This is a genomic window from Cupriavidus sp. GW821-FHT07C08 (genome assembly GCF_059419025.1).
On record NZ_JBWKQZ010000007.1, the window covers coordinates 15,939 to 32,305 of the forward strand.

Genomic DNA, 16,367 nt, shown 5'->3' on the forward strand with positions numbered 1-16,367 from the left:
TTGAAAAGCCCCCGGACGGCCACATTTCGGCCTCAGGTTGAATTGCAGCCGCGCGGATAGCGCCGGCTCAAGAGGAGAGAATAATGGGTAAGATCATCGGTATCGACCTCGGTACCACCAATAGCTGCGTCGCGATCCTGGAAGGCAACACCCCCAAGGTCATTGAAAACTCGGAGGGTGCCCGCACCACCCCGTCGATCATCGCCTACATGGAAGACGGCGAGATTCTGGTCGGCGCGCCGGCCAAGCGCCAGGCCGTCACCAACCCGCGTAACACGCTGTACGCGGTCAAGCGCCTGATCGGCCGCAAGTTTGAAGAGAAGGAAGTCCAGAAGGACATCGGCCTGATGCCGTACTCCATCGTCAAGGCCGACAACGGCGACGCATGGGTGTCGGTGCGCGACCAGAAGCTGGCCCCGCCGCAGGTTTCCGCCGAAGTGCTGCGCAAGATGAAGAAGACGGCCGAGGACTACCTCGGCGAGCCGGTGACCGAAGCCGTGATCACCGTGCCGGCCTACTTCAACGACTCGCAGCGCCAGGCCACCAAGGACGCCGGCCGCATCGCCGGCCTGGACGTCAAGCGCATCATCAACGAGCCGACCGCGGCTGCGCTGGCGTTCGGCATGGACAAGAACGAGAAGGGCGACCGCAAGATTGCCGTGTATGACCTCGGCGGCGGCACCTTCGACATCTCGATCATCGAGATCGCGGACGTGGACGGCGAGAAGCAGTTCGAAGTGCTGTCGACCAACGGCGACACCTTCCTGGGCGGCGAAGACTTCGACCAGCGCATCATCGACTACATCATCAGCGAGTTCAAGAAGGACCAGGGCGTGGACCTGTCCAAGGACGTGCTCGCGCTGCAGCGCCTGAAGGAAGCCGCTGAAAAGGCCAAGATCGAACTGTCGAGCTCGCAGCAGACCGAGATCAACCTGCCGTACATCACGGCCGATGCCTCGGGTCCGAAGCACCTGAACCTGAAGATGACCCGCGCCAAGCTCGAATCCCTGGTGGAAGAGCTGATCACGCGCACCATCGAGCCGTGCCGCATCGCCATCAAGGACGCGGGCGTCAAGGTCAGCGACATCGACGACGTGATCCTGGTCGGCGGCATGACCCGCATGCCCAAGGTGCAGGAACAGGTCAAGGAGTTCTTCGGCAAGGAAGCGCGCAAGGACGTGAACCCGGATGAAGCCGTGGCCGTCGGTGCCGCGATCCAGGGCTCGGTGCTGTCGGGCGACCGTACCGACGTGCTGCTGCTGGACGTGACGCCGCTGTCGCTGGGTATTGAAACCCTGGGCGGCGTGATGACCAAGATGATCACCAAGAACACCACCATCCCGACCAAGCATGCGCAGGTGTTCTCGACCGCTGACGACAATCAGCCGGCGGTGACCATCAAGGTGTTCCAGGGCGAGCGTGAAATGGCCTCCGGCAACAAGCTGCTGGGCGAGTTCAACCTGGAAGGCATTCCGCCCGCAGCGCGTGGCACGCCGCAGATCGAAGTGTCGTTCGACATCGACGCCAACGGCATCCTGCACGTGGGCGCCAAGGACAAGGCAACCGGCAAGGAAAACCGGATCACCATCAAGGCGAACTCGGGCCTGTCGGAAGACGAGATCCAGCGCATGGTCAAGGACGCCGAGGCCAACGCCGAGGAAGACAAGAAGGCCCGCGAGCTGGCTGACGCCCGCAACCAGGCCGACGCGCTGATCCACTCGACCAAGAAGGCGCTCACCGAATACGGTGACAAGCTGGAAGGCGGCGAGAAGGAAAAGATCGAAGCCGCGATCAAGGAACTGGAAGACGCCGCTCGCGGCGGCGACAAGGCCGAGATCGACGCCAAGGTCAACGCGCTGTCCGAAGTCAGCCAGAAGCTGGGCGAGAAGGTCTACGCCGACATGCAGGCCAAGGCCGGCGAAGGTGCCGCGTCCGGTGCTGCCGGTGCCGGCGCGGCCGGTGGCCAGCAGGCGCAGCCGCAGGACGACAACGTTGTGGACGCCGAATTCAAGGAAGTCAACGACAAGAAGTAATCGGGACACGCGGGCGGCGGTGCAGGCACTGGCCGGCACCGCTCCCGCCCCGACGCCGGGCGCGGCCATCGGACCCAGCGGGAAACCGCCGTCGGATGCCTCGCTCGGCTTTTTTGCTATTCGCCGGTATCGCGCCGCATGCGCGTGCCGGCCAAAAGGGTTTGAGCCACCATGGCAAAACGTGACTATTACGAAGTGCTCGGGGTAGGCAAGAACGCGAGCGACGACGAGATCAAGAAGGCTTATCGCAAGCTCGCGATGAAGTACCACCCGGACCGCAATCCGGAGGGCAAGGACGGCAAGATCGCCGAGGAAAAATTCAAGGAGGTCAAAGAGGCCTACGAGATGCTTTCCGACCCGGAGAAGAAGGCAGCCTACGACCAGTACGGCCATGCCGGCGTGGATCCGAACATGGCGGGCGGCTTTGGCGGCGCGCAGGGCTACGGCGGTTTCGCCGAGGCCTTTGGCGATATCTTCGGCGACATCTTCGGCCAGCAGGCCGGTGGCCGCCGCGGTGGCGGCGGCCCGCAGGCCTATCGCGGCGCCGACCTGCGCTACAGCATGGAGATCTCGCTGGAGCAGGCCGCGCACGGCCACGAGGCGCAGATCCGCGTGCCGCACTGGGACGACTGCGACCACTGCCACGGCAATGGCGCGGAGCCGGGCTCGAGCGTGGAAACCTGCCCGACCTGCCACGGCGCCGGCCAGGTGCGCGTGTCGCAGGGTTTCTTCACCATGCAGCAGACCTGCCCGAAGTGCCACGGCAGCGGCAAGTTCATCCCCAAGCCCTGCACCAAGTGCCACGGCCAGGGCAAGCTTAAGTCGCAGAAGACGCTGGAAGTGAAGATCCCGGCCGGCATCGACGAAGGCATGCGCATCCGCTCATCGGGCAACGGCGAGCCGGGCATCAACGGCGGCCCCCCGGGCGACCTGTATGTGGAAGTCCACATCAAGCAGCACCCGATGTTCGAGCGCGACGGCGACGACCTGCACTGCCAGATGCCGATCTCCTTCGCCACCGCGGCGCTGGGCGGCGACCTGGAAGTGCCGACGCTGAGCGGCAAGGCCACCTTCCCGGTGCCTGAAGCCACCCAGTCCGGCAAGACCTTCCGCCTGCGCGGCAAGGGCATCAAGGGCGTGCGCTCCGGCTATCCGGGCGACCTCTATGTGCATGTGAACGTGGAGACGCCGGTCAAGCTGACCGAGACGCAGAAGGACATGCTGCGCCAGTTCGACCGCTCGGTGCATGAGGGCGGCTCGCGCCACAGCCCGCAGGAGCAATCCTGGCTGGACAAGGTGAAGAGCTTCTTCAGCTGACCGGGTTTGCAGTATCGGACCGGCCACGTGCGAGCGTGGCCGGTTTTGTTTTTGGCGCGCGATAATGCCAGGGTTGTCCCCGCCGCTTCTTTTCAGACGATTTCCCCGTGGTAGCAAGCATCCAGCCCCCGCCCTCTCCCCCGGCCCCTCTCCCGCAAGCGGGCGAGGGGAGCACACCGCCAGCAAGCGGAGAGGCCTTCGTCCTTCTCGACGACGCCACGGCCCCGGCGGCGCAAGCCGCATCACGCCTCTACACCGGCCTCATCCGCGAAGACGTGCTGCCCGCCGGTAGCGACATCACGCGGCTCGACACCATGCTTGCCGACGGCTGGCGCCAGGGCTGGCATGCCACCCTGTTTGCCCCCTACGAATTCGGCGGCGCACTGGTCGATGCCCCGGTGCATACCGGTAACGAGATGCCGTTCCACGACGGCGCGCTGCGCCTGCTGTGGTTCCGCAACCTGCGCCGGCTCGATGCCGCGGCGGTCACGGCGTGGTTGCAGTCGAAAGCCGACCCGAAGCCAGCGGGCCTGATGGACGTGGCCTCCGATACCTCCCGCGAGGCCTTCGACGACGCCATCGCCCGCATCCACCAGTGGATCGAAGCCGGCGACACCTACCAGGTCAACTACACCCAGCGCCTGCACTTCGATGCCTTTGGCGACCCGGTGGCGCTGTACGCCGCGCTGCGCGCCGCGCAGCCGGTGCCGTATGGCGTGCTGGCCACCCTGCCGGATGGCGCTACGGTGCTGTCGCTGTCGCCCGAGCTGTTCGTGCGCCACGACGGCCAGGACCACCTGCTGACCCGGCCGATGAAGGGCACCGCGCCGCGCTCGGGCGATGCCGTGCGCGATGCGCAGGCCGCCGCCGCGCTGGCCGCCGATGCCAAGAACCGCGCCGAGAACGTGATGATCGTCGACCTGCTGCGCAACGACCTGGGGCGCATCGCGCAGCCGGGCAGCGTGGCGGTGCCGGAGCGCTTTGCGGTGCAGCCGTTTGGCGCGGTGCTGCAGATGACCTCTACCGTCACCGCGACGGCGCGGTCCGGCACGCGCTTTGGCGCGCTGATGGCGGCGCTGTTCCCGTGCGGCTCAATCACCGGCGCGCCCAAGCGACGTACCATGCAGATCATTGCCGAACTGGAAGGCACGCCGCGCGGACTGTACACCGGGGCGATCGGCTGGATCGATGCGCCGGCCGGTGATGCCGCGGCCGGCCGGTTCGCGCTGTCGGTGGCGATCCGCACGCTGGTGCTGGCACCCGCCGCGGCAAACGGCCTGCGCGCCGGCGAAATGGGCGTGGGCGGTGGCATCGTCCATGACAGCGTCGCGGCGGAGGAGTTTGCCGAATGCGGCTGGAAGGCGCGCTTCCTGACCCGGCACGACCCCGGCTTCACGCTGTTCGAGACCATGCGCGTGCAGGACGGCGAATGCCGCTACCTGGCGCGGCACCTGGCGCGGATCGGGGCCTCGGCGCTGGCATTTGGTTTTGCCTTCGATGCCGACGCGGCGCGCGCGGCCGTGGCCGCACAGGTGGCGCAACTGGGCGCAGGCACGTGGCGCCTGCGCCTGAGCGTGGACAAGGCCGGCACGCTCGCGTTTGCCAGCGGCGCGCTGGCGCCCTTGCCGCCGGGGCCGGTCGGAATCGACATTGCCGCCGATCCGTTGCCCGCCGCCGACCCGCTGCGCCGCCACAAGACCAGCGCGCGCGCAGTGTTCGATGCGGGCTGGCAGGCCGCCGAGCGTGCCGGCAGCTTTGACCGGCTGTTCTTCAACACGCGCGGTGAACTGCTGGAAGGCGGGCGCAGTTCGGTCTTCGTCCGCATCGATGGCCGCTGGCTGACGCCGCCGCTGTCGGCCGACATCCTGCCCGGCGTGATGCGCGCGGTGGTGCTGGACGAGGGTGAGGCGGCCCTGGGCGCCCCCGGCGAAGCGGTGACGGAAGCGGTGATCACGCGCGCGATGCTCGCGCGCGCCGAGGCCATCGTCCTGGTCAACGCCTTGCGCGGCGCGATGCCGGCGACGCTGAGTCAGAAAGCCTGAAGACTAAGGGTGGTGCGTGTCCAGCACGCCGTCGCCCAGCTTCCAGCGCACCACGCCCGGCAGGTTGATCAGCTCGCGGTCGTGGCAGATCATCACCACGGTGCGGCCTTCGGCGGCCAGGTCGCCGACCAGCCCAATCACCTGCTCGCGCGCATGGCCGTCCAGGCTCGAGGTGGGCTCATCCAGCAGTAGCAGCTCCGGCTCCAGCACCTTGGCGCGCGCCAGCGCCACGCGCTGGATCTCTCCGCCGGACAGGTATTCCGGCGCGGTGTCCTGCAGGTGCGACACGCCGGCCCAGCCCAGCGCCTCACCCACGCGGCGGGCGATCTCGTCGCGCGGCATCCCGCGTGCGTGCAGGCCGTAGGCAATGTTTTCGCGCACCGAGGTGCGGAACAGGTAAGGGTGCTGGTGCAGGTAGGCGATGCGCTGGCGCAGCGCCGGCGGCAGCGGAGTGAGGGGGGCGTCGTGCGCCTGGCCCTGCGAGTCGGTCCACTGCGCGCTGGCGCCGGGTGCCGGCTCCAGCCCGGCCAGCATGCGCAGCAGCGTGGTCTTGCCGGCGCCGTTCATGCCGGTCAGCACGATCGCCGTGGCGCGCGGGATCACCAGCCTGTCGATGGCAAAGAGCTTGCGCAGGCCGATGGTGCGCGCCAGCCCGCGCACGGTCAGCAGCGGGCTGTGGTCATGGGCAGCGGCGGGGGTCATCGGCGGAAGCCTCCGGCACCCTGCAGCCAGGCCATGCCGATATTGACCAGCAGCGCCAGCGCCACCAGCACGATGCCCAGCGCAATGCCCTGCGCGAACTCGCCCTTGCTGGTTTCCAGCGCAATGGCCGTGGTGATGGTGCGGGTGGAGCCTTCGATATTGCCGCCGATCATCAGCGCCGAGCCGACCTCGGCAATCACGCGCCCGAAGCCGGCGACCACCGCCGCCATCAGCCCGAAGCGCAGCTCGCGGATCACGGTCAGGAAGGTGCGCCAGCGGCCGGCGCCCAGCACCCAGGCGGTCTCGCGCAGGCGCACGTCGGCGCCCTGCAGGGTCGACAGCGCAAACGCCAGCACCACCGGGAAGCCGATCACCGCCTGCCCCAGCACCATGCCCGCCGGCGTGAACAGCAGGTGCAGGCTGCCCAGCGGGCCCTGGCGCGTCAGCAGCAGGTAGAGGATCAGCCCGACCAGCACGGTCGGAAACGACAGGAAGGCCTGCGCCACCACCACCACCGCGCGCCGGCCCGGGAACTGCCGCGTGGCAATCAGCCAGGCGGCGGCGATCGCCGGCACCGTGGCCAGCGCCAGCCCCAGCACCGCCACCATCAGCGAGGTCCAGACGATGAACCACAGGCCGGCGTCGCCGCTGGCCAGCAGGCGGAAGGCGTCGGCGGTGGCGGTGCCGATCTCCACCGGGTCAGGCGGAGAAGGTGTGCTCGGCGGCGGGGAAGCTGCCGTCCTTGACGGCGGCCACGTAGGCGCGCACGGCTGCCTCGATCGAGGTCTGGCCGTCCATGAAGTTGCGCACGAACTTGGCCTTGCGGCCCGGGTAGATATTGAGCATGTCCTGCAGCACCAGCACCTGGCCGGTGCAGTCCGCGCCCGCGCCGATGCCGATGGTGGGCACCGTCAGCGATTGCGTGATCTCGCCGGCCAGCGCCGCGGGCACCGCCTCCATCAGCACCACCTGCGCGCCTGCGGCCTGCAGCGCCAGCGCGTCGCGCTTGAGCTGGGCCGCGCCGGCGTTGGTCTTGCCCTGCACCTTGAAGCCGCCCAGCGCGTGCACCGACTGCGGCGTCAGGCCGATATGCGCGCAGACCGGGATGCTGCGCTCGACCAGGAACTTGACGATCGGCGCCAGCCAGTCGCCGCCTTCGAGCTTGACCATCTGCGCGCCGGCCTTCATCAGCGTGACCGCGCTGGCAAACGCGGCCTCAGGCGTGGGATAGGTGCCGAACGGCAGGTCCGTCAGCAGCAGCGCGGTCTGGTTGCCGCGCGCCGTGCATTCGGTGTGGTAGGCCATCTGTTCCAGCGTGACCGGCAGCGTGGTCTGCTGGCCCTGCATCACATTGCCCAGCGAATCGCCGACCAGGATCATTTCCACGCCGCAGTAGTCGAGCAGCGCGGCGAAGCTGGAGTCGTACGCAGTCAGCATGGCGATTTTCTCGCCGGCGTCACGCATCGCCTGCAGTTTGGGAATCGTGATGGTCTTGCGGGAGGGATCGAGGAGGTAGCTCATGGCAGTGCCCATATAGGACGGCTTTGCCGGTGCCGGGAGGGCCGCCCGCACGGCAACGACAGCCGTCGTTATTGTGTTGGGTCTGGCAGGCGGAGCCTGTCAGGGCGCAGCGAGATTGAGAAAGGCCTTGCGGCCGCGCATGTTTTCGATGCGCGACAGTAGTGTACGGAAATCGTCATCAATGTCCACCGGATTGAAGTGGGCGGTGTCGACGACCAGCACCGGGGCGTCGTCGTACCGGTGGAACAATTCGCCGTAGGCGCCGGCCAGGCGCTGCAGATAGTGTTCGTCGATGCCGGCCTCGCCAGGCTCGCCGCGGCGCACGATGCGCTCGCGCAAGAGCGACGGGGCGGCCTGCAGCACGATCACCAGGTCGGCGCGCTGCGGCGGCAGGTCAAGGCGTGCGGCGATGGCGTCGTAGAGCGCCAGTTCGTCGTCGGACAGCGTCAGCGCCGCGTGCAGCCGGTCCTTGGCCATCAGGAAATTGGTGACCATGCGCTGGCCGGCCAGCACCCCCGCCTGCCATTGCTGCAGCTGCACCGCGCGCTGGGTCAGGCACCACAGCTGCAGCGCCAGCGCATGGCGCGCGGGATCGCGGTAGAAGGGTTCGAGGAAGGGGCTGCGGCGCGCGCTGTCGGGCAGTTCCTGGGCCTGCAGCGTGCGCGCCAGGCGTTGGGCCAGAGAGGTCTTGCCGGATCCGACGGGGCCTTCGACGACGATGCGGCGCAGGTGATCGAGCATGGCGCTCCGGGCTTCAGTGGGGTGGATGGCAGCGCCGCGGGCGCTGCCGGGCGGGGTCAGCCAGGGGTGCCGCCATCGCCGGTCCCGCCAGCGGCGGCCTGCATGCGCAGGCACTTGCAGGTGGACACCTTCTCGATGCGCTGCGCGCCCACGCCGGCCAGGTAGTCGGCGGCGCGTCCGCGCCCGGGGATGGCCAGCGCGGCATCCAGCTCCAGCAGCGGCACCAGCGTGAAGGCGCGCTCGGTCAGGCGCGGGTGCGGCACCGTCAGGTGCTCGTGGTCGTGCTGCTCGTCGCCGAACAGCAGCAGGTCCAGGTCCAGCGTGCGCGGCGCGTTGCGGAACGGCCGCTCGCGGCCGAACTGGTCCTCGATGTGGTGGCAGATGCGCAAGAGCTGCGCCGCGGTGAACGAGGTCTGCACCTTGACCACCGCGTTGTAGTAGTCGTCGCCGCCAGCATCGACCGGGGCGGTGCGGTAGAGCGATGAGCGCGCCAGCACCGTGATGCCGACCTGCTGGGCCAGACACACGATGGCGTCCTTGATGGCCTGGCGGGCATCGCCAAGATTGGCCCCGATGCCGATGAAGGCAAGCGTCATTTAGGTTTCCTCCGGCTGGCCGGGGCCGGCATGTGCTGCCTCGCCCGCGTCCGTGTCGCTCCGGGAAGACACTTTATCCGATTTCCGCGGACCGCGCCGGCGGCGCTTCTTGCGTGCCGGGCCTTCGCCCTCGGCGCCCTGGCCACCTTGACTGCCCTGGCCGCCTTGACCGCCTTGACCACCCGGGCCGCGCGCGCCGCGTACCGCGTCGATCAGGTCCTCGCGCTCGCCCGGGTCGGCGTCCTGGAAGTCCTGCCACCAGGTGGCCAGTTCCTCGGGCAGCTCGCCCGACTGGCAGCGCAGGTGCAGGAAGTCGAAGCCGGCACGGAAGCGCGGCGACTCCAGTAGCCGGAACGGCATGCGGCCCACGCGCTTTTCAAAGCGCGGCTGCATGCCCCAGATATCGCGCATGTCGGTGACAAAGCGGCGCTGGATCGCCAGCTGGCCGGTCTGCTTTTCCAGCACCATGTCCATGGCGGTGTTCAGCGCGGCGATGGCGTGCTCGCCTTCCTCGCGCAGCCTGGTCCAGCGCTGCAGCACGTGGTGCCACAGCAACGCGGCGAACAGGAAGCCCGGCGAGACCGGCTTGCCGGCCTGCACGCGGCGGTCGGTGTTGTCCAGCGCCAGCTGCACGAAGCGCTGGCCCATGGGCTGCTCCAGTGCCACGTCCAGCAGCGGCAGCAGGCCCTGGTGCAGCCCGGCCTTGCGCAGCTCCTGCAGCGAGGCCCAGGCGTGGCCGGACATCAGCAGCTTGAGCATCTCGTCGAACAGGCGCGCGCTAGGCACGTTGTGGATCAGCGAGGCCAGGCCGGCGATCGGGTGGCGCGTGGCCTCGTCGATGTCGAAGCCGGTCTTGGCGGCGAAGCGCACCACGCGCAGCATCCGGATCGGGTCTTCGCGGTAGCGCGTGACCGGGTCGCCGATCATGCGCAGCGCGCGCGCGCGGATGTCTTCCATGCCGTGATGGTAGTCATGCACGGTCTGCGCGGCCGGGTCGTAGTACATCGCGTTGATGGTGAAGTCGCGGCGTTCCGCGTCTTCGGCCTGCGAGCCCCACACGTTGTCGCGCAGCACCCGGCCCGAGGCATCGATCGCATGGGTCTTGCTGTCGAGCTCGGCGCGCTTCAGGCGGCGGCCTTCGGGCAGGGTCTCGCTGGCGATGGCGTCGACCAGCGCGCGGAAGGTCGAGACCTCGATGATTTCCTGCTCGCGCCCGCCGTAGAAGGTCACGTGCACGATCTGGAAGCGCCGCCCAATGATGCGCGAGCGCCGGAACAGCGCCTGCACCTGGTCGGGCGTGGCGTTGGTCGCGACGTCGAAATCCTTGGGCTTGATGCCGAGCAGCAGGTCGCGCACCGCGCCGCCCACGATGTAGGCCTGGTAGCCGGCCTGCTGCAGCGTGGAGGTGACCTTGACGGCATTGCGCGACAGCAGCGCGGGGTCGATCTGGTGTTCGTCGGCGCCGACAATGCGCGGCGTATGGGCATGGCCGGTGCGGCGCAGCTTGGGGCCGGGTTTGCCCAGCAGCCGGGTAATTAGCTTCTTGATCACGTCAGAACAGATCCATGATGCGCCAGCCTGCCGCGGCGGCGTGGTGGCGCAGGCGATCGTCCGGGTTGGTGGCGATCGGCTCGGAGACTTTTTCCAGCAAGGGCAGGTCGTTGGCCGAGTCGCTGTAGAAGGTGGTTTTCTCGAAATGGTCCCACTGTGCGCCCTGGCTCTTTAGCCAGGCCTCGACGCGGGTGATCTTGCCTTCACGGAAGCTGGGCACGCCCTCGACTTCGCCGGTGTACTGGCTCTCGGGCTTGCCGTCGACGGTGGCCGGCTCGGTCGCGATCAGGTGCTTGATGCCGAAGGCCGCGGCGATCGGCGCGGTGACGAAGCTGTTGGTGGCGGTCACCACGGCGCACAGGTCGCCGGCTTCCAGGTGCTTGTAGACCAGCGCGCGCGCCTGCGGCGTGATCACGGGGTCGATCACCTCGTGCATGAAGCGCCCCCGCATGGCATCGAGCCGGTCGCGCGGGTTGGCCGCCAGCGGCGCCAGCGCAAAGCGCAGGAAGGCCTGGATATCGAGGGTGCCGGCCTTGTAGTGGCCGTAGAACTCGTCGTTCTTCTGCCGGTAGGTTTCCTCGTCGACGACGCCCAGGCGGACCAGGAAGCGGCCCCATTCATGGTCGCTGTCGGTCGGGATCAGGGTGTGGTCGAGATCAAAGAGTGCCAGATTCATGGGCGGCGATTTTACCTTAAGGCGAGAGGTCGGGCGGGCAGGCAGGCAGGCGCCGTGGCCGCGTTGGGTGCGGTTTGGGCGCCGATGCCGGCGCTAATCCCGGAATTCAGCAAACATTTCACGCAGCAGCGGCAGTGTCACTGGCCGCTTGCGTTCCAGCGAGTAGGTGTCGAGCGCGTCGAGCAGCGCCATCAGGCTTGGCATGTCGCGGTAATGCCGCGTCACCAGCCAGTGCGTGATCTCCGGCGACAGCTGCAGGCCGCGCTCGCGTGCTGCATGCAGCACAACGGCTTTCTTGTCGTCGTCCGACAGCGGCGCGACCTGGTACACCAGGCCCCAGCCCAGGCGCGTGCGCAGGTCTTCGCGCACCGGCATCGCGCGCGGGGCCAGGCCGCCGGCCACCACCAGCGCGGTGCGCACGTGGGCACGCACCTCGTTGTAGAGCGAGAACACCGCGATCTGGCGCGCTTCATCCAGCAACTCGACGTCATCGACGGTGTAGAGCTGGCACCAGGGATCGAACAGGAAGTCCGACAGCGGGTGATGCGGGCTCAGGTAGCGGCTGCGGATGCCGTGCTGCGGCCCGGCCTCGCATACCGCGTGCAGCAGGTGGGTACGGCCGCAGCCGACCTCGCCCCACAGGTAGACCAGCCGGTCGCTGGCGTGCTCCTGGGCGAGCGCGGCGGGCAGTTCGCGCAGGCGCTGCACCGCCTCGCGGTTGGATGCCACCACGAAATTCTCGAAGGTCGAAGGCGGCGGGCTGCCCAGCTCGAGCGACAGTTGCTTGGGACGCGGGGACATGACGTATGGCTAACTTGCAGGTGTGGGCAGCAGTGGGGCAGCCGTTATTTTCGGTACAGGTCGCTGGCCAGGTAAACCCGCCGCAGCTGCCGCGCACCGACCAGCAGCACGGCACAGGTCGGCAGCGCCAGCAGCACGCCGAAGAAGCCGAACAGCTGACCGAAGGCGAGCAGCGCGAAGATCACCACCAGCGGGTGCAGGCCGATGCGTTCGCCCACCAGGCGCGGGGTCAGGTAAAAGCTCTCGATAAACTGGCCGAAGCCGTAGACCACCGCCACCGCGGCCAGCCCGTACCAGTTGCCGAACTGCAGCAGCGCGGCCAGGACCGCCATGACCAGCCCGACACCAAAGCCAATATACGGGATAAACACCGCCAGCCCCGTGAAGACCCCGACCGGCACGCCGATATCGAAGCCGGCGATGGTCAGGCCGATCGAGTAGATCGCCGCCAGGATCACCATCACCAGGATCTGGCCGCGCAGGTATTGCGACAGCAGCGCGTCGGTCTCGTTGGTCAGTTCGCGCACCTTGGGCACCCAGCGGCGCGGCACCACGCCCTCGATGCGGCGCATCACCATGTGCCAGTCCATCATCAGGTAGAACATGACGATGGGCACGATAAAGACGATGCCGGCCACCGTGATCAGCGCCGAGCCCGACATCTTGACGTAGTTCAGCAACACCGCCAGCAGGTCTTCCGGGCTGGCCGAAAAGCGGTCCGACAGCATGTTGCGCAGGCCGGGGAAGTCAAAGCGCACGCGTACGCCGAACTCGGCCAGCCGGGGCGAAACCACTGAATTGAGCTTCTTCAGCAGGATCGGCAATTGCTCGCGCACCTGCGGGATCTCGCGTTGCAGCACCGCGATCGCCAGCAGCACCAGCATCACGCAGATCACCGTCAGCAGCAGGATCATCAGCGTTACGCCCACCGCGCGTGGCACGCGGCGGCGCTGCAGCCAGTCCACGCCCGGGTTCAGGATATAGGCGAAGATGAACGCGAACAGGAACGGCGTCAGCACCGGCGCCAGCGCGATGATGGCGGCGAACAGCGCGACGGCCACGACGATCCAGAGCAGGATGCGCTTGGCCTCTTGGTTCAACAGCGGGGCATTCATCAAATAGTTGGGGGGAAAGGGCGACAGCGCCGTTTGCGGCGGAATCTCGCCGGAAACTGGAAGCGGGGGGCCTCTATCCGTTAAAATTGCAATTCTACTGGACTCGCGTCCGCCTTCCGATGCCAAGCAACGGAAGCCGCGTTGACCCGAGCGCCGAATTCCTCACTTTATTTCCTCCAGGACAAGCAGGTTCCCATGAGCGCATCCCCGACCGCCGGCCAGGCAGGCCTTTCCTACCGCGACGCCGGTGTTGATATCGATGCCGGCGACGCACTGGTCGACCGCATCAAGCCGTTTGCCAAGCGCACCATGCGCGAGGGCGTGATGGCGGGCATCGGCGGGTTCGGTGCGCTGTTCGAACTGTCGAAGAAGTTCCAGGAGCCGGTGCTGGTATCGGGCACCGACGGCGTGGGCACCAAGCTCAAGCTCGCCTTCCAGCTCAACCGCCATGACACCGTCGGCCAGGACCTGGTCGCCATGAGCGTCAACGACATCCTGGTGCAGGGTGCCGAGCCGCTGTTCTTCCTCGACTACTTCGCCTGCGGCAAGCTGGACGTGGACACCGCCGCCACCGTGATCCAGGGCATCGCCCGCGGTTGCGAACTGGCCGGCTGCGCCCTGATCGGCGGCGAAACCGCCGAAATGCCGAGCATGTACCCGGACGGCGAATACGACCTGGCCGGCTTTGCCGTCGGCGCGGTCGAAAAGAAGAAGATCATCGACGGCAGCACCATCACCCCGGGCGACGTGGTGCTGGGCCTGGCTTCGTCGGGTGCGCACTCCAACGGCTACTCGCTGGTGCGCAAGATCATCGAAGTGGCCAAGCCGGACCTGAATGCCGACTTCCACGGCCAGCGCCTGCAGGACGCGATCATGGCGCCGACGCGCATCTACGTGAAGCCGCTGCTGTCGCTGATCGAAACCCTGCCGGTCAAGGGCATGGCCCATATCACCGGCGGCGGTCTGACCGAGAATGTGCCGCGCGTGCTGGCGCAGGATGTCACCGCGGTGCTCAAGCGCGATGCCTGGACGCTGCCGCCGCTGTTCCAGTGGCTGCAGGCACAGGGCCGCGTGGCCGACGACGAAATGCACCGCGTGTTCAACTGCGGCATCGGCATGGTGGTGATTGTGGCCAGGGAAGATGCTGAGCGCGCTATTCGTCACCTGCAGGCGGCTGGTGAGGCGGTGTGGGAGATTGGTGAGATCCGCGCACGTGCGGAAGGCGAGGCGCAGACGATCGTGGTCTGATCTGTTTCTGTGGTTTAGCTATGAGAACGGCGCATACCTTTGGGTGTGCGCCGTTTTTGTTTGTGGCCTGGCGCCACCTTCGGCTGCGCTTCGCGCAAGCGCCCAGTGACCGTCAGCGCATTTTGGCCTGCGCAGCATCCGTAGGCGTCCCCGCGATGCGGCTGGCAGCAGGTGGCCTACACCCTGCATGGGGATCGTTCAATAGTGGGTTATCGGAGGCACTGTCCCTGACTCACATGGCGTAGCAGGGTCGCACGGGCACCCACGCCCAAACGGCAAGCACCACCGTGCGAACCACCAACGCCGTGGAATTGATTGCCAGCCGCATAGACGACGCGCTTTATGGTTACTTTTTGTCGCTCGGACAAAAAGTGACTCGCCGGCTACGCCGGCGAAACAGCCCACGCCCGCCAAGAGCCACAATCGCATTGGTGCCCACCCCAAACAACACCTGCCAATCCCATTCTGGTGCACCGCACCAAAATCCACCATGCATCCGCACCAAATCTGACAAACAAAATTCAACTTGATTGTATGGCGGTTTATATCCTAATGTACTGAGCAAAGACGCCGCACACGCATGCCGCGTCGGAGACAACGCCCGAATGCGACGCCGGGGACCATCACCGCGCGCCAGGGCAGGCCAGGGACCATCGGAGGATCCACCATGCAAGCAGTCAGCATCGACGCACCTGCCAAGAACGGCGCGTCGCCCCAGAAGCAATCCGTCGCGCGTGTCGCCGGGGCCAGCCTGGCCGGCACCACGCTCGAGTTCTACGACCACTTCATCTACGGATCGGCCGCCGCGCTGGTCTTCCCCAAGCTGTTCTTCCCGCAGAGCGATCCGCTGACCGCGACGCTGCTGTCCTTTGCCAGCTACGGCGTGGCCTTCGTGGCGCGGCCGCTGGGGGCGGCGATCTTTGGCCACTTCGGCGACAAGATGGGCCGCAAGTCGATCCTGATCATCACGCTGCTGATTATGGGCCTGGCGACCTTCGGCATCGGCCTGCTGCCGACCTATGCCGCCGCGGGCGCGCTGGCGCCGGCGCTGCTGGTGCTGCTGCGCGTGGTGCAGGGCCTGGCCCTGGGCGGCGAGTGGGGCGGGGCGGCGATCATGGTCAATGAGCTGGACCCTGAAGGAAAGCGGCGCGGCATCCTCGGCAGCCTGGTGCAGCTGGCGGCGCCGATCGGCCTGCTGCTGGCCAATGGCGTATTCGCGCTGGTGACCTGGCAGGTTTCGGAAGAAGCCTTCCTCAGCTGGGGCTGGCGCGTGCCGTTCCTGCTGTCGGCGCTGCTGGTCGGCGTCGGCCTCTACATCCGCGCCAACGTGCGTGAATCCGGCATGTTCGAGAAGCTCGAGGAATCGCATGCGGAAGCGCGCGCGCCGATCATGGAAGTGCTGCGCAACTACAAGAAGCAGCTGCTGATCGCCTTTGGCGCGCGGCTGGGCGGCGACATCGCCTTCTATGTGTTTACCCTGTTCCTGCTGTACTTCGTGCCGACCAAGCTGGGCCTGCCCAAGAGCATCGCGCTCAATGCCGTGCTGCTGGGCGCGCTGGCGCAGATCCTGTTCATCCCGATCGCCGGCCTGCTGGCGGACCGCATCGGGCGCCGCCCGGTGCTGATGATCGGCGGCGTCGGCGGCGCGGTGTGGGCCTTTGTCTTCTTCGCGATGATCAAGACCGGCAGCCCGGCGCTGATCATGCTGGGCTCGTTCGTCGGCATGGTGCTGGTGTCGTTCATGTTCTCGCCGCTGGCCTCGTTCCTGCCCGAGCTGTTCGCCACCCGGGTGCGCGTGACCGGTGCCTCGCTCGGCTTCCAGTTTGCCGGCGTGTTCGGCGGCGCGCTGGCCCCGCTGATCGCGGTGGGCCTGCTCGACCGCTTCGGCAGCACCACGCCGGTGGCCCTCTACCTGGCGGCGGTGTGCGCGCTGATCGCAGTGGCCGCTGCCGCCGCGCGCGAAACCGCACACATGCACCTGTCCGACGCGGACCACTGAGCGCCGCCGTCTCAACCTTTTCGTG

14 protein-coding genes are annotated in these 16,367 nt (G+C 67.4%); 5 read left to right on the forward strand and 9 right to left on the reverse strand.

Features of this window, described 5'->3' with window-relative positions:
- The first annotated feature begins 83 nt into the window (after positions 1-83).
- From dnaK to pabB, 3 genes are all read left to right on the forward strand, one after another.
- Entirely contained in the window at positions 84-2,033 is a 1,950-nt protein-coding gene (gene dnaK / locus AC07UK_RS11135; protein ID WP_436222590.1) for a molecular chaperone DnaK, read from the forward strand.
- A 171-nt stretch (positions 2,034-2,204) separates the two neighbouring features.
- A complete protein-coding gene (gene dnaJ / locus AC07UK_RS11140) occupies positions 2,205-3,350 on the forward strand; it encodes a molecular chaperone DnaJ (RefSeq protein ID WP_494686467.1) in 1,146 nt (381 codons plus the stop codon).
- Positions 3,351-3,457: 107 nt separating this feature from the next.
- Entirely contained in the window at positions 3,458-5,392 is a 1,935-nt protein-coding gene (gene pabB, locus AC07UK_RS11145; RefSeq protein WP_494686468.1) for an aminodeoxychorismate synthase component I, read from the forward strand.
- Between the two features lie 3 nt (positions 5,393-5,395).
- Here pabB and AC07UK_RS11150 read toward each other — a convergent pair whose 3' ends face one another.
- From AC07UK_RS11150 to AC07UK_RS11190, 9 genes are all read right to left on the reverse strand, one after another.
- Entirely contained in the window at positions 5,396-6,094 is a 699-nt protein-coding gene (locus tag AC07UK_RS11150) for an ATP-binding cassette domain-containing protein (RefSeq protein ID WP_436222587.1), read from the reverse strand.
- The gene (locus AC07UK_RS11155) at positions 6,091-6,789 is read right to left on the reverse strand and encodes an ABC transporter permease (protein ID WP_436222586.1); all 699 of its coding nucleotides are present in this window, start codon (positions 6,787-6,789) and stop codon (positions 6,091-6,093) included. Before AC07UK_RS11155 ends, AC07UK_RS11150 begins: the two co-directional genes overlap by 4 nt.
- A gap of 4 nt (positions 6,790-6,793) precedes the next feature.
- On the reverse strand, positions 6,794-7,615 hold the full coding sequence (panB, locus tag AC07UK_RS11160) for a 3-methyl-2-oxobutanoate hydroxymethyltransferase (RefSeq protein ID WP_494686469.1): 822 nt from the start codon (positions 7,613-7,615) through the stop codon (positions 6,794-6,796).
- 99 nt (positions 7,616-7,714) lie between these two features.
- On the reverse strand, positions 7,715-8,356 hold the full coding sequence (locus AC07UK_RS11165; protein WP_494686470.1) for a deoxynucleoside kinase: 642 nt from the start codon (positions 8,354-8,356) through the stop codon (positions 7,715-7,717).
- A 56-nt stretch (positions 8,357-8,412) separates the two neighbouring features.
- A complete protein-coding gene (folK, locus tag AC07UK_RS11170; protein ID WP_013957911.1) occupies positions 8,413-8,952 on the reverse strand; it encodes a 2-amino-4-hydroxy-6-hydroxymethyldihydropteridine diphosphokinase in 540 nt (179 codons plus the stop codon).
- Complete coding sequence (pcnB, locus tag AC07UK_RS11175; RefSeq protein ID WP_494686471.1) at positions 8,953-10,503, reverse strand: polynucleotide adenylyltransferase PcnB; 1,551 nt, start codon at positions 10,501-10,503, stop codon at positions 8,953-8,955.
- Position 10,504: 1 nt separating this feature from the next.
- Entirely contained in the window at positions 10,505-11,179 is a 675-nt protein-coding gene (locus tag AC07UK_RS11180) for a histidinol-phosphatase (RefSeq protein WP_494686472.1), read from the reverse strand.
- 93 nt (positions 11,180-11,272) lie between these two features.
- Positions 11,273-11,980 (reverse strand): DnaA regulatory inactivator Hda, encoded by a 708-nt coding sequence (gene hda / locus AC07UK_RS11185; RefSeq protein ID WP_018311538.1) that lies wholly within the window; start codon positions 11,978-11,980, stop codon positions 11,273-11,275.
- Positions 11,981-12,024: 44 nt separating this feature from the next.
- Complete coding sequence (locus AC07UK_RS11190) at positions 12,025-13,095, reverse strand: AI-2E family transporter (protein ID WP_494686473.1); 1,071 nt, start codon at positions 13,093-13,095, stop codon at positions 12,025-12,027.
- A 195-nt stretch (positions 13,096-13,290) separates the two neighbouring features.
- Between AC07UK_RS11190 and purM the strand changes: the two genes are divergently transcribed.
- Together purM and AC07UK_RS11200 are read left to right on the forward strand one after the other, a co-directional pair.
- Positions 13,291-14,343: a phosphoribosylformylglycinamidine cyclo-ligase gene (gene purM / locus AC07UK_RS11195; RefSeq protein ID WP_494686474.1), complete on the forward strand. Its 1,053-nt coding sequence runs from the start codon at positions 13,291-13,293 to the stop codon at positions 14,341-14,343.
- Positions 14,344-15,010: 667 nt separating this feature from the next.
- Positions 15,011-16,342 carry an MFS transporter gene (locus AC07UK_RS11200; RefSeq protein ID WP_494686475.1) on the forward strand — a complete coding sequence of 444 codons (1,332 nt, stop codon included), beginning with the start codon at positions 15,011-15,013 and terminating at the stop codon, positions 16,340-16,342.
- The last annotated feature ends 25 nt before the right edge of the window (positions 16,343-16,367 follow it).